Origin of the sequence: Actinomadura soli (genome assembly GCF_005889715.1) — a bacterium.
Classification (GTDB): Bacteria; Actinomycetota; Actinomycetes; order Streptosporangiales; family Streptosporangiaceae; genus Spirillospora; species Spirillospora soli.
The window spans coordinates 1-13,194 of record NZ_VCKW01000080.1; the positions used below are offsets into that span (position 1 = coordinate 1).

Genomic DNA, 13,194 nt, shown 5'->3' on the forward strand with positions numbered 1-13,194 from the left:
CGGCTGGAGCGCGTCATCACCGAGGTCATCGAGGGCCCCGGCATCGAGGACACCCCGCTCCCGCAGCCGGACGATCTTCCGGGCCCCGCGGACCTGCCCGGCCTGCGCCCCGTGGCGGCGCCCTGCCTCCGTCTCCCGAGCCTGTCCTTCCCCGTCCACGAGTACCTGGCGGCCGTCAGACGAGGCGAGGACCCCGCTCCTCCCGCGCCCCGTCCCGTGTGCCTGGTCGTCAACCGCCGCGACTACAAGGTCACGATGCGGGAACTCGACCCCGCCGCCCACCGGGCGCTGCGAGCACTGGCCGGAGGCGCCACGGTCGGCGCCGCCTTCGCGTCCGCCCCCGGGACCGCCTGCGCGGACGTCGGCGAGCCCCGCCCCGCCGCCCTCCTCCACCGCTGGACCGAACTCGCCTTCTTCTCCGGCTTCCACGAACCCGGAGGCGGCACCATCACACCCACACGAAAGGGCGCACCATGACCACCAAGACGGCCGGCACGAAGAGCCGCAGGACGGCCGCGAAGGCCCCGGCCAAGGCGGCCAGGGCCGAACCGATCCGGAGCCTCGATCCGGCGAAGGGCATCAAGACCGTCAAGGACCTCGCCGACCACCTGCACGTGGCCGCCCAGGTGGAGCTGTCCACCATCCCGCTGTACCTGTACGCCGCCTACTCGATCAGGACCCGGGGGCACTCCCAGTGGGCGGCGCCGCGCGGCGTGCTGCGCTCGCTGATCGGGATCTCGATCGAGGAGATGCTGCACCTGGCGCTGGTCCGCAACCTGATGGTCGCGATCGGATACGGCGACCAGATCACCTTCTACGACGAGAAGTTCATCCCGTCCTACCCGACCTGGATGATGAACCGCTACAACCCCGATGACCCGGACGGCGAAGAGATCTACCTCTCCCTCCAGAAGCTGTCCAAGGAGCAGGTGAGCACGTTCCGCAGAATCGAGATGCCGGACGATGTGAAGCCCGACGCGGTCACCTTCGAGGCGCATCCCGAGGCCGTCGGCCACTACAAGAGCCTGGGCGCGCTCTACCGCTCCATCCAGGACGGCTTCACCCGGCTGGACGGTGAGGGGAAGATCCGCTGGAGGCTGGAGGACGCGCGCAAGCAGTACAAGCGCGCCTTCTGGAACGAGTTCGGCAACGGGAAGCCGATCCGCGTCCACAACCTGGAGACCGCCCTCGCCGCACTGAAGATCATCATCGAGCAGGGCGAGGGGACCCTCAAGGACCACGAGCACATCAAGGTCAGGAGCGGTGTCGAGGACTACACCCACTACGAGAAGTTCCTGCGCATCCAGCGCGGCGAGGAAGGGATCGGCGCCGGCGACGGCGACAAGTACGAGATCAAGATCGACGACCCGAAGGCCACCTGGCCCCTCGTGCCCGATCCGGCGCTGGACGACTTCGAGGCCCATCCGGGCATCCACAGCCTGATGACGCTGTTCAACGCCGCCTACTGCTACACCCTGTGCCTCCTGGACGAGCTGTACAAGCACTCCACCGACGACGTGACGACGAAGAAGGTCCCAGGCACCGAGCGCGAGGAGTACTTCAGCCACCGGTACGGGCTCGAACGCAACGGCGTCGCCATCATGCAGGGCGTCCTGTACCCCATCGCCCAGGCGCTCGTGACGACCCCGATCCCCAACGACCCGGAGGGGCGCCACGCCGCACCGTCGTTCGAGTTCTTCGATTTCTCGACGGACAAGCGCATCACCAGGAAGCAGCAGCTCATCGACCTGTGCGACAAGGCCATCGACCACTTCCCGGCCCTGGGCGGCCCGGATGGAATCCAACGCCAGATAAGCCTCCTCGCCGACATCTGACGTTGGGAACCCGCCGAGCAGCCAGGTCAGCATTCGATGACGTTGACGGCCAGGCCGCCCCGGCTTGTCTCCTTGTACTTGTCGAGCATGTCGCGGCCGGTGTCGCGCATCGTCTTGATGGCCTTGTCGAGCGAGACGAAATGGCGGCCGTCGCCGCGGAGGGAGAGGCGGGCGGCGCTGATGGCCTTGATGGCGCCGACGGCGTTGCGCTCGATGCAGGGGACCTGCACGAGGCCGCCGACGGGGTCGCAGGTGAGGCCGAGGTTGTGCTCGATGCCGATCTCGGCGGCGTTCTCGACCTGTTCGGGGGTGCCGCCGAGGACCTCGGTGAGGCCGGCGGCGGCCATCGAGCAGGCGGAACCGACCTCGCCCTGGCAGCCGACCTCGGCGCCGGAGATGGAGGCGTTCTGCTTGAACAGGACGCCGATCGCGCCGGCGGTGAGGAGGAAGCGGACGACGCCCTCGTCGTCGCGGCCCGGGACGAAGCGGTCGTAGTAGTGCAGGACGGCCGGGACGATCCCGGCGGCGCCGTTGGTGGGGGCGGTGACGATGCGTCCGCCGGCGGCGTTCTCCTCGTTGACGGCGAGGGCGTAGAGGGTGACCCAGTCCATGGCGTGGAGCGGGTCGGAGGGCTTCTCGGCGGAGAGCTGCCGGTGGAGCTGGGGCGCGCGGCGGCGCACCTTGAGGCCGCCGGGCAGGAGGCCCTCGCGGGTGCAGCCCCGGGTGACGCAGGCGCGCATCACCTGCCAGAGGGTCAGCAGTCCTTCGCGGATCTCCTGGGACGAGCGGCCGAACGCCTTTTCGTTCTCCAGCATCAGCGCGGAAATGGAAAGGCCGGTCTCGCGGCAGCGTTCGAGGAGTTCGGCGGCCGTGTCGAACGGATGGGGCAGGACGGTGTCGTCGGGCTTGATGCGGTCGGCGCCGGTGGCGTTCTCGTCCACGATGAAGCCGCCGCCGACCGAGTAGTACACCTTGGAGCGCAGTTCGCCGCCCGAGTCGTCGCGGGCGGTGAAGCGCATGCCGTTGGGGTGGCCGGGGAGCGATTCCTTGCGTTCGAAGACGAGATGCTCGTTGACGGCGAACGGGATGTCGTGGTCGTCGAAGAGGTGGAGCGTTCCGCGTTCACGGATGGCGTCGAGGCGCTCGTCGACACGGTCCACGTCGACCAGTTCGGGTTTGTCGCCTTCGAGGCCGAGGATGACGGCCTTGTCGCTGCCGTGGCCCTTTCCGGTGAGGCCGAGAGAACCGTAGAGAGTGGCGTGGACGGTCGCGGTCTTCTCCAGGAGCCCGTCGCGGTGCAGGCCGCGGGCGAAGCGGTGCGCGGCGGCCATCGGCCCGCCGGTGTGGGACGACGACGGGCCGATGCCGATCTTGAACAGGTCGAAAACGCTGATGGCCATTGCTGCCCCCTTTGTAGCCGTGCCCCCTCGAGAGCGAGGGGGCGCGGAGCATCACAGGTCGGGATACAGGGGATGCGCGTCCGCCAGGGCCCTCACCCGGGCGGACAGGGCGTCGCGGTCGAAGGACGGCTGGAGCGCCAGGGCGATGACGTCGGCGACCTCGGCGAAGTCACCGGCGGTGAAACCGCGGGTCGCGAGGGCGGGCGTGCCGATCCGCAGCCCGGACGTCACCATCGGCGGCCGCGGGTCGTTGGGCACGGCGTTGCGGTTGACGGTGATGCCGATGTCGTGGAGGCGGTCCTCGGCGTCCCGTCCGGTGAGGTCGGAGTCGACGAGGTCAACGAGGACGAGGTGGACGTCCGTCCCGCCGGTCAGGACCTTGACACCGGCCTTCGCGGTGTCCTCGGCGAGGAGGCGGTCGGCGAGGAGCCGGGCGCCCTCGACGGTGCGCGCCTGCCGCTCGCGGAACCCGTCGGACGCGGCGATCTTGAGCGCGACGGCCTTGGCGGCGATCACATGCTCCAGCGGGCCGCCCTGCATGCCGGGGAACACCGCCGAGTTGATCTTCTTGCCGTACTCCTCGCGGGCGAGGATCAGCCCGCCGCGCGGGCCGCCGAGCGTCTTGTGCGTCGTGGTCGTGACGATGTCGGCGTGCGGGACGGGCGAGGGGTGCAGGCCCGCGGCGACGAGGCCCGCGAAGTGCGCCATGTCGACCATGAGCAGCGCGCCGACCGAGTCGGCGATCTCCCGGAACGCGGCGAAGTCGAGCTGCCGCGGGTACGCCGACCAGCCCGCCACGATCATCTTCGGGCGCTGCTCCGCCGCGAGCGCGGCCACCTCGTCCATGTCGACGAAGCCGTCGTCCTCGCGGACGTGGTACGGCACCACGTTCAGCACCTTGCCGGAGTAGTTCAGCCGCATCCCGTGGGTGAGGTGCCCGCCGTGCGCGAGGTCGAGGCCGAGGATCGTGTCACCGTGCTGCAGCAGCGCGAAGTACACGGCCGTGTTGGCCTGCGCCCCGCTGTGCGGCTGGACGTTCGCGTGCTCGGCGCCGAACAGCGCCTTCGCCCGGTCGATCGCGAGCTGCTCGGTGACGTCGACGAACTCGCAGCCGCCGTAGTACCGCCGGCCGGGGTAGCCCTCGGCGTACTTGTTGGTCAGGACGGAGCCCTGCGCCTCCAGCACGGAGACGGGCGCGAAGTTCTCCGACGCGATCATTTCCAGGGTGGACTGCTGCCGCCGCAGCTCGGCGGCGACGGCCTCGGCGACCTCCGGGTCGGCCGCGGCGAGCGGGTCGTGCAGGCTCACCGGTCAGGCCTCCTCGATCAGCTTCTCGTAGGCCACCGAGTCGAGGAGGTCGCCCGGCTCGTCCGACACCCGCACCTTGAAGATCCAGCCCTCGCCGTACGGGTCGTCGTTGATGACCTTCGGCTCGTCCACCACCGCGCTGTTGACCGCGGTGACCTCGCCGCTGACGGGCGAGTAGATGTCGCTGACCGACTTCGTCGACTCGACCTCGCCGCACGGCTCGCCCGCCTCGACGGCGTCGCCCTCGGACGGCTGCAGCTCGAGGTAGACGATCTCCCCGAGGGCGTCGGCGGCGTGCGCGGTGATGCCGATGGTGACGATGCCGTCGTCGCCGTCCAGGCCGGACACCCACTCGTGCTCTTCGCTGTAGCGGAGCTGCTCCGGAACGCTCACGATCACTTCTCTCTCTTCCCTGCGGGGGTTCCCCCGGATTTCAGGAACACGCTTGTGGATTTCAGGAACGCTTGTAGAACGGCAGGGCCACCACGTCCACGGGTTCGTTCCGGCCGCGGACGTCCACGGCGAGGCCGGTCTCCCCGGCGCCGCTGTCGAGATACGCCATGGCGATCGGCTCGCCCAGTGTCGGGGACGGGGCACCGCTCGTCACGATTCCGCACGGCGCGCCGCCGGACGTGACGACCTCGTACCCCTTGCGCGGTGCCCGGCGCCCCCGCGCCACCAGCCCGACGAGCCTACGGCCGGGCGGGGTCTGCGCCACCGCCGCCAGGGCCGACCTGCCCACGAAGTCGCCCGGCTTGTCCAGTTTCACGACCCGGCCGAGGCCCGCCTCGAACGGCGTCGTCTCCGCGGTCAGCTCGTTGCCGTAGAGCGGCATGCCCGCTTCGAGGCGCAGGCTGTCGCGCGCCGCGAGCCCGGCCGGGACGACCCCGTCCACGCCTTCGAGCGCCTTCCACAGCCGGACGGCGTCGGACGCGTCCACGAACAGTTCGAAGCCGTCCTCCCCGGTGTAGCCGGTGCGGGCGACGAGGGCGTCGACGTCCGCGACCCGTCCCGCGAGGATCGCGTAGTACTTGAGGTCGGCCAGGGGCGCTTCGGTGAACCCCTCAAGAATCTTCTGCGAACGCGGCCCCTGCAGGGCGATCAGCGCGTACGAGGCGGACCGGTCGTCCACGGCCGCCTCGAAGCCGGCGGCCCGCTCTGCCAGCGCGTCGCGGACGACGTCGGCGTTCGCGGCGTTCGCGACGACCATCCACGTCGTGTCGGCGAGCCGGTAGACGATCAGGTCGTCGAGGACGCCGCCGTCCGGCGCGCAGATCATCGTGTAGCGGGCCTTGCCGACGGGCATCGCCGCCAGCTTCCCGACCAGCGCGTAGTCGAGCGCGTCGCCCGCGCCGGGACCGGAGAGGAAGATCTCCCCCATGTGCGACAGGTCGAACAGCCCGGCGCCGGTGCGGACCGCCTGGTGCTCGGCCGTCTCGCTCCTGTAGCGAAGCGGCATCAGGTAACCGGCGAAGTCCACGAGGTTGGCGCCGAGGTCCTGATGGACGTCGTGCAGCGGCGTCTTCCTCGGGCCTGTCGCGGCCGGAGCGCTTTTCGCGGGTGGGTCGGCGGGCATGGGTTCGGCTCCTTCGTCGCGGGCACGCGTGGTCCATCGTCCCACTCGCGCACCGGGCGTATCGGTGCCTCCCCCTCTGTCATCTGCGCCTGAGAGCTTCACCCGTCACAGAGGACGGGCTTGCACCTTCGGCGGGGGACAGGATCCCCGCTTTCCAGAGGTCGCCTCGCCCGTGCGGTCCGTGGGCCTGAGAGGTTCCGGGGAGGAGTTGCTCCTTCGGCGTCCCCCACCGGCTGCGAGGGACTCTCCCGCACGGGATCATCGGCTGCCGGTCAGGCTAGCAGCGGCTCCGCCGTCCGACCAGCCGCCGTCCGGCCGGGACGGCCGGGCCGCGCGGCGCTCGTCCGGCCGGGCCCGCTGCTGCTTCCGCCGCGAGGATTCAACCGGACGCGGGGCGTTGACGTACTCTGAATTGGTTGCTGGAGATCACCCCCCGGTGCGCGGGGTGCACGACCCGGAGGGCGAAGCCGCATGGCCTACCTGGCTGGAGCGTTGATCGTATTCTTCGGCCTGCTGGTGTCCATCGCCCTGCACGAGCTCGGGCACTTCTCGTTCGCCAAGCTGTTCCGGGTGCGGACGACCCAGTTCATGGTCGGGTTCGGGCCCACGATGAAGTCGTGGCGGCGGGGCGAGACCGAGTACGGCGTCAAATGGATCCCGCTCGGCGGCTACGTCCGCATGATCGGGATGCTGCCGCCGCGCAAGGGCGACGCCCCGGGGCAGGTCAGGCAGGCCAGCACCGGCCCCTTCCAGGGGCTGATCGAGTCCGCGCGCGGCGCGGCGCTGGAGGAGGTCAGGCCCGGCGACGAGGACCGCGTCTTCTACGCCAAGAAATGGTGGCAGAAGGCGCTGATCATGGTCGGCGGGCCCGCCATGAACCTGATCCTGGCGGTGCTGTTCTTCGCGATCCTGCTGATGGGCATCGGCACCAACCAGCCGCAGCCGGTGATCAACACGGTCGCCCAGTGCATCGTGCCCGCGAGCCAGTCCGAGCTCAAGGACTGCCCGGCGAACGCGCCGCAGACGCCCGCCAAGCAGGTCGGGCTGCTGCCGGGCGACCGCATCGTGGCCTTCGACGGCAAGCGGATCGGCGACTACCGCGACCTCCAGGAGCAGATCCGCGACGCGGGCGGGCGGACCGTCCCGATGACCGTCCGGCGCGACGGGCAGGACCTGCGGATGAACGTCCCGATCACCCGCAACAAGATGCGCGACCTCGACAACGAGGACAAGATCGTCAACGTCGGGTTCCTCGGCATCACCCCGGGCAGCGCGGTCGAGCGGCAGGGGCCGGGCGCGGTCGCGAGCACGATGGGCGACCTGACCTCCCGCACCGCGGGCGCGCTGGTGCGGATGCCGCAGAAGATGGTCGGCGTCTGGAACGCGGCGTTCGGCGGGGAGGAGCGCGACCCGAACGGCCCGATCGGCGTCGTCGGCGTCAGCCGGATCGGCGGCGAGTTCGCCGCCGACGACACCATCGCCGGGAGCCAGAAGGTCGCCTACTTCGTGATGCTGCTCGGGTCGCTGAACCTCGCGGTCGGGCTGTTCAACCTCGTCCCGCTGCTGCCGCTGGACGGCGGCCACATCGCCGGCGCGCTGCTGGAGGCGGTCAAGAAGCTGTTCGCCAAGATCTTCCGAAGGCCCGACCCCGGGTATGTGGACGTCGCCAAGGCCCTCCCGGTGACGTATGTGATGGCGGCCGTCCTCATCGTCATGGGCGGGCTGCTCATCTACGCCGACCTGTTCAACCCCGTCCGCGTCACCGGTTAGCCGGGTTACGGGACGGCCACGGGCCACGGACGGCGGCGGGTTACGGGACGGCGGGCAGCTCGCCGGTCTTCAGGAAGTCGTTCAGCGCGGCCAGGTAGGGCCCGACGTGGAGACCCTGCGCGGCCAGCCAGGCGTCCGAGCCGTAGGTGCCGGTGTAGCGTTCGCCGCCGTCGCAGATCAGCGTGACGACGCTGCCGCGCTCGCCGCGCGCCCGCATCTGCGCGATCAGCTCCGCCGCGCCCCACATGTTGGTGCCGGTGGAGCCGCCGACGTCCCGTCCGCTGACCTCGTTCGTCCAGCGCATCGCGGCGATGGACGCCGCGTCCGGCACCTGGATCATCCGGTCGATCACCGTGGCCAGGAACGACGGCTCGACGCGGGGACGGCCGATGCCCTCGATCCGCGAGCCCGCCGCGGTCCGCTCCGGGTCGCCGTCGGCGAACGAGCCGTGGAACGCCGAGCCCTCCGGGTCGACGACCGCGAGCCGCGTCTGGAACCGCCGGTACCGGGCGTACCGGCCGATCGTCGCGGACGTCCCGCCGGTCCCGGCGCCGACCACGACCCAGGACGGCTCGGGGAAGCGCTCCAGCCGCAGCTGCTCGAAGATCGACTCGGCGATGTTGTTGTTGCCGCGCCAGTCCGTCGCGCGTTCGGCGTAGGTGAACTGGTCCATGAAGTGGCCGCCGCACCCGGCCGCGAGGCGCCGCGACTCGTCGTAGATCGAGGACGGGTCGTCCACCAGATGGCAGCGCCCGCCGTAGAACTCGATCAGCTGGATCTTCTCCGGGCTCGTGGACGCGGGCATCACCGCGACGAACGGCAGCCCGAGCAGCCGCGCGAAGTACGCCTCCGACACCGCCGTCGACCCGCTGGACGCCTCGATCACCGTCGTGTCGGCGCGGATCCAGCCGTTCGCCAGCCCGTACAGGAACAGCGACCGCGCCAGCCGGTGCTTCAGCGACCCCGTCGGGTGGACGGACTCGTCCTTCAGATAGAGGTCGATGCCCCAGTCCGGCGGCAGGGGGAACACGTGCAGGTGCGTGTCGGCGCTGCGGTTGGCGTCGGCGTCGACCAGCCGGATGGCCTCCGCGACCCAGGTGCGGTACCCGGGATCCCAGCGGTCCACGGTGCGGCTCACGGCGGCCTCCCCTCGATCGTCGTCGCCCGGTGGCGACCGGTACCGATCCGTGCCCGGGTCCCACGATATCCGCGCATGTCACCGGGCATGATGGAGGCAGCGGGGGGCAGATGATCGAGATGTTCGACGCGCGCATCGTGGAGACCGGGCGGTTGCCGCTGTTCGGGTTCTTCGTCGCGTTCATGATCACATTCGTGCTGACACGGGTGAACGTGCGGCTGATCCGCGCGGACGTGCGCTGGTTCCGGAACGTGACGGCGGGCGACGTGCACATCCACCATGTCGTCTTCGGGGTCGTGCTGATGCTGGCGGGCGGGGTCATGAGCCTCGCCGTCCCTGACCCCCACGTCCGGCTCGACCTGGTGGCGGCCGTCGTGTTCGGGATGGGCTCGGCGCTCGTCCTGGACGAGTTCGCGCTGATCCTGCACCTCAGCGACGTCTACTGGACGGAGAAGGGCCGCGCGTCCGTCGACGCCGTGTTCGTCGCCATCGCGGTGACGGGGCTGCTGCTGCTCGGCGTCCGCCCGTTCGGGTACGAGGGCATCGGCATCGACCCGGGCGGCGGCGCACTCAGCGCCGGCTATGTCGCGTTCCTCGTCGGCAACCTCGCCCTCGCCGTGATCACGCTGCTGAAGGGCAAGATCTGGACCGGGCTGATCGGCCTGTTCCTGCCCGCGCTGCTGATCGTCGGGGCCGTCCGGGTGGCGCGGCCCGGCTCGCCCTGGTCGCGCTGGCGCTACGACGAGGAGTCGCGCCGGTACCAGCGGGCCGTCCGGCGGGAGAACCGGCTTCGGCGGCCCCTCATCCGCGCCAAGATCTGGGTGCAGGAGTTCATCGCGGGACGGCACGACCTCATCCCGCCCGAGCTGCTGCAGCGCCGCACCGAGGCCGCCGAGCGCGCCCGCCGCCACCTCCGCGGGGCGCGGACGAGGGCGCGCGCCGAAAGCAAGGCCGTCGCCCGCGCGGAACGCAAGGCCGCCGCCCGGGCGGCCCGGGCCGCCCGCACCGGACGCAAGACCGGCGTGTGGCCCGAACGCCGCGGCGAGGCCCACGAGCGCCGCCGCACCGGCTCCCGCACTTCCCGTACCCGCGGCAAGGGCACGTCCCGCCTGCTAACACGCGCCGCCTCCAGGCGCCAGGCCCGCCGCACCACTCCCGAGGGCACCGCTCCGGGGGGCACCACTCCCGAACGCGCCGCCTCTGAGCGAGCGGCGTCCAAGCGTCCGGCCCCTGAGCGTGCTGCCTCTGGACGGGCTGTGCCCGGGGAGGGATCGGCGCCGGGCGCGTCGTCCGGTGGGCGGGGGCGGGAAGCCGGTCGTGCCAGGCCGGCCGCGCTCGACGACCGCTCGACCTGACGCGGGACGCGTCAGTCCATGACGGGTGCGACGGCGCGCACCGTCTCGATGGTGTCGGCCTCGGCGGCGGACTTGTCGGGCCGGTACCGCAGGACGCGCGCGAACCGCAGCGCGATGCCGCCCGGGTAGCGGGGGCTGTGCTGGACGCCGTCGAACGCGATCTCGACCACCAGCTCGGGACGGACGTGGACCGTCCAGGAGTCCTCCCGGACGGCCAGCTCGCGGAGCCGCTTCGTCTGCCAGGCGAGCAGCTCGTCGGTGAGGCCCTTGAACGTCTTGCCGAGCATGACGAACCCGCCGGTCTCGGGGTCGCGGGCGCCGAGATGCAGGTTGGACAGCAGGCCCTGGCGCCGCCCGTGCCCCCATTCGACGGCGAGGACGACGAGGTCGAGGGTGTGCCGCGGCTTGACCTTGATCCAGCCCGCGCCGCGCCGTCCGGCCGTGTAGGGCGTGTCGAGGGACTTGACCACCACGCCCTCGTGGCCCCGCGCGACCGCCTCGTCGAAGACCTCCTTCGCCCGTGCCGGGTCGCCGGTGATCACGCGCGGCATCCGCAGCTCCGCGGGGACGATCCGGGTGAGCGCGGCGTTCCGCTCCGCGCCCGGGGCGTCGAGCAGGTCGCCGCCGGCCGTGCCTTCCGAGGGGGAACGCTCCGCGCCCCCCGGAGCGCCTTCGGCTTCAACCAGGTACAGGACGTCGAAGAGGAACACCGCCAGCGGCACGGGCTCGGTGTTCTTGGCCGTCCGGGTGGCGGTGCGGGCGGCGGTGACCTGGAACGGGTGGGGACGCCCGTCCGGCCGCAGCGCGATCAGCTCGCCGTCGAACACGGCCTCGCGGACGGGCAGCTCCCGCACCGCCGCCACGACCTCGGGGAGCCGGGAGGTGATCTCGTCCAGCGTCCGGGTGAACACCCGCACCTCGCCGCCGGACACGTGGATCTGCGCGCGGATGCCGTCGAGCTTCCACTCCACGGCCGCGTCCGCCTTGAGCTTCCCGAACGCCTCGTCGATGGACGGCGCGGACGCCGCCAGCATCGGCTTGATCGGCCGCCCGACCTCAAGCGCGAACCCGCGCAGCCCGGCCACGCCGTCGGCCATGGCCGCCGTCGCGACGGGGCCGAGCGACCCGCGCAGCATGAACGCCCGCCGCACCTCGGCGGACGGCACCTCCGCCGCCGCCGCGATCGCCTCCGCCATCACCCCGTCCAGCGCGCCCTGCCGCAGCTCGCCCGCCAGCAGCCTGATCAGGAAGCCCTGCTCGGCGGAGGTGGCGCGGCCGAGCAGCTCCGCGACCAGCTCGCGCCGCCGGACGACCGACCCGGCCCCGGACACCGCGCCGATCTCGGTGAACGCCGCGTCCACCGCCGGCACCGTCAGGGACGGCTCCGCGGCGGGCGGCGGGACGTCGCGCAGCGAGGCGTACCCCACGCCGATCTGGCGCTGCGGCAGCTCGCCGGACAGGTAGAAGACCACGATCGCGGCCTCGCCGGGCTCCGCCGCGCGCAGGCACTCGGCGAGCGCCGCGACCTTGGCCTTCCGGCCCGAGGTCGAGGCCACCGCCGCCGACGTCCGGGTGATGTCCGCTATCAGCACCCTTTCATTGTGTCCACCGGTACCGACAATCAACACCGGCCGGAGATCTGGCCAGGGGCCGCACGCCTGACCTACCTTGACGAGGGGCGGATCGGTGATCGGACGGGGAGTGAGGAGCGCGGCGTGGGACTTCAGCGTCCGGTCGAGCCGTTCCACCGGCCGTACTCCCCGCCGGAGCCGCCGGCTCCGCCACGGCGGCCGAAGCGGTTCGCGGTGCTGGTGGCCTTCGGCGTGCTCGCCGTCGCCGCCGCCGCGATCTTCCTGGTGGCGCCCGGCCAGGGCCGCGAGGAAGCGACGGTGCGTCCGACCCCGTCCGTTGGAACGCGGCAGAGCACGATGCTCAGCGCGCTTCCCGCCCCATGCGGGACGGTCTCGAAAGCCACCGTCGACCGCACCGTCCCCATGGCGACGCGTACGGAGAGCGCGAACTCGACGCTCACCACGTGCACGTACTCCCCGACGGGCACGGCGTTCCCCTGGCTGCGTGTGGAGGCGCACCTGTACGCGTCGGGCAACACCACGACCCCGGTGGAGGACGCCGGGGACTATTACGACACGCGATGGGCGCAGGCGCGCGGCGCCCAGCTCGTCCGGACGATCAGGCTGGAGCGCCACCGGGGCCTGGGGGACGAGGCGTACCGCTGGTTCCGCGCGGACGAGGGGCGCCCCTCCGTGGTCGGTCAGGTCACCGCCAGGACCCGCAACGCGGTCGTCACGGTCACCTATGGCGAGCGGGCGCCCGGGAAGGCCGCCCAGGACGCGCGCGAGGGAGCGTGCATCGCCACCGTCACCGCCGTCGCCCGCGAAGTGCTCGCCGCCCTAAATCATTTCTGACCTGAATCGGCCGATCAAGGCATATGTGCTGTCAATAGCTTCTAAGGTGTTCCGGTAAGGGGAGGGGGTGCGCCGATCATGCTCCCGGGACCATACCAGGTCGTCGGCGTGCTTGAGATACCCGGGGAGGAGGAGGTCGACGACGTGGCCGTGCAATCGGTAGGAGTGTCCTGGGTGAGGTGAGATCCCAGGTCAGCAACCTGATACGCGTGGACGGGCCGCGGAGTGGACCTCGCTCCGCGGCCCTTTGGGTTCCCGTTCATGTGCCAATGCCGAGCATTCGCGAACCATTTTCTCGAACCTGTTTCGACCTTGCGAGAATTGGTTCGAAGTAGAACTGGTCACCGTTCCGGCGGCCCGCCCGAACCCACACGTCACGGTCTCGC

At 71.2% G+C, this 13,194-nt stretch carries 11 protein-coding genes and 2 riboswitches; of the genes, 5 read left to right on the forward strand and 6 right to left on the reverse strand.

Features of this window, described 5'->3' with window-relative positions; all coding sequences use genetic code 11:
- Window positions 1–477, forward strand: a 477-nt coding sequence (locus ETD83_RS42560) for a hypothetical protein (RefSeq protein ID WP_205717729.1), incomplete at its 5' end; no start/stop codon positions are given.
- The gene (locus ETD83_RS17300) at window positions 474–1,835 is read left to right on the forward strand and encodes a ferritin-like domain-containing protein (protein WP_138646158.1); all 1,362 of its coding nucleotides are present in this window, start codon (window positions 474–476) and stop codon (window positions 1,833–1,835) included. The genes ETD83_RS42560 and ETD83_RS17300, both read left to right, overlap by 4 nt.
- Before the next feature lie 26 nt (window positions 1,836–1,861).
- On the opposite strand, the gene ETD83_RS17305 is transcribed toward ETD83_RS17300, so the two are convergent.
- The 4 genes from ETD83_RS17305 to gcvT all read right to left on the reverse strand — a co-directional run bounded on the left by ETD83_RS17305 (window position 1,862) and on the right by gcvT (window position 6,119).
- Window positions 1,862–3,235, reverse strand: coding sequence for an L-serine ammonia-lyase (locus tag ETD83_RS17305; protein WP_138646159.1), 1,374 nt, complete (start codon window positions 3,233–3,235; stop codon window positions 1,862–1,864).
- A 51-nt stretch (window positions 3,236–3,286) separates the two neighbouring features.
- Complete coding sequence (locus tag ETD83_RS17310; protein WP_138646160.1) at window positions 3,287–4,543, reverse strand: serine hydroxymethyltransferase; 1,257 nt, start codon at window positions 4,541–4,543, stop codon at window positions 3,287–3,289.
- 3 nt (window positions 4,544–4,546) lie between these two features.
- The gene (gcvH, locus tag ETD83_RS17315; protein ID WP_138646161.1) at window positions 4,547–4,936 is read right to left on the reverse strand and encodes a glycine cleavage system protein GcvH; all 390 of its coding nucleotides are present in this window, start codon (window positions 4,934–4,936) and stop codon (window positions 4,547–4,549) included.
- A 61-nt stretch (window positions 4,937–4,997) separates the two neighbouring features.
- Window positions 4,998–6,119 carry a glycine cleavage system aminomethyltransferase GcvT gene (gene gcvT / locus ETD83_RS17320; protein ID WP_138646162.1) on the reverse strand — a complete coding sequence of 374 codons (1,122 nt, stop codon included), beginning with the start codon at window positions 6,117–6,119 and terminating at the stop codon, window positions 4,998–5,000.
- A 66-nt stretch (window positions 6,120–6,185) separates the two neighbouring features.
- A riboswitch (glycine riboswitch) is annotated at window positions 6,186–6,283 on the reverse strand.
- Between the two features lies 1 nt (window position 6,284).
- Window positions 6,285–6,380, reverse strand: a riboswitch (glycine riboswitch).
- A 231-nt stretch (window positions 6,381–6,611) separates the two neighbouring features.
- On the opposite strand from gcvT, the gene ETD83_RS17325 reads away from it, so the two are divergent.
- Complete coding sequence (locus tag ETD83_RS17325; protein WP_329602854.1) at window positions 6,612–7,889, forward strand: M50 family metallopeptidase; 1,278 nt, start codon at window positions 6,612–6,614, stop codon at window positions 7,887–7,889.
- Between the two features lie 40 nt (window positions 7,890–7,929).
- On the opposite strand, the gene cds1 is transcribed toward ETD83_RS17325, so the two are convergent.
- Window positions 7,930–9,027, reverse strand: coding sequence for an L-cysteine desulfhydrase Cds1 (gene cds1, locus ETD83_RS17330; protein WP_138646164.1), 1,098 nt, complete (start codon window positions 9,025–9,027; stop codon window positions 7,930–7,932).
- 110 nt (window positions 9,028–9,137) lie between these two features.
- On the opposite strand from cds1, the gene ETD83_RS44530 reads away from it, so the two are divergent.
- Window positions 9,138–10,382 carry a hypothetical protein gene (locus ETD83_RS44530; protein ID WP_230420975.1) on the forward strand — a complete coding sequence of 415 codons (1,245 nt, stop codon included), beginning with the start codon at window positions 9,138–9,140 and terminating at the stop codon, window positions 10,380–10,382.
- A gap of 11 nt (window positions 10,383–10,393) precedes the next feature.
- Here ETD83_RS44530 and ETD83_RS17340 read toward each other — a convergent pair whose 3' ends face one another.
- A complete protein-coding gene (locus tag ETD83_RS17340; RefSeq protein WP_138646165.1) occupies window positions 10,394–11,974 on the reverse strand; it encodes an ATP-dependent DNA ligase in 1,581 nt (526 codons plus the stop codon).
- Between the two features lie 123 nt (window positions 11,975–12,097).
- On the opposite strand from ETD83_RS17340, the gene ETD83_RS17345 reads away from it, so the two are divergent.
- On the forward strand, window positions 12,098–12,808 hold the full coding sequence (locus ETD83_RS17345; RefSeq protein WP_138646166.1) for a hypothetical protein: 711 nt from the start codon (window positions 12,098–12,100) through the stop codon (window positions 12,806–12,808).
- Window positions 12,809–13,194: the final 386 nt, after the last annotated feature.

Bases quoted from the DNA above. Each gene is read 5' to 3' on its own strand.
- ETD83_RS17300 (WP_138646158.1), top strand. From the start codon at position 474: ATGACCACCAAGACGGCCGGCACGAAGAGCCGCAGGACGGCCGCGAAG.
- ETD83_RS17305 (WP_138646159.1), bottom strand. From the start codon at position 3,235: ATGGCCATCAGCGTTTTCGACCTGTTCAAGATCGGCATCGGCCCGTCG.
- gcvT (WP_138646162.1), bottom strand. From the start codon at position 6,119: ATGCCCGCCGACCCACCCGCGAAAAGCGCTCCGGCCGCGACAGGCCCG.
- ETD83_RS44530 (WP_230420975.1), top strand. From the start codon at position 9,138: ATGATCGAGATGTTCGACGCGCGCATCGTGGAGACCGGGCGGTTGCCG.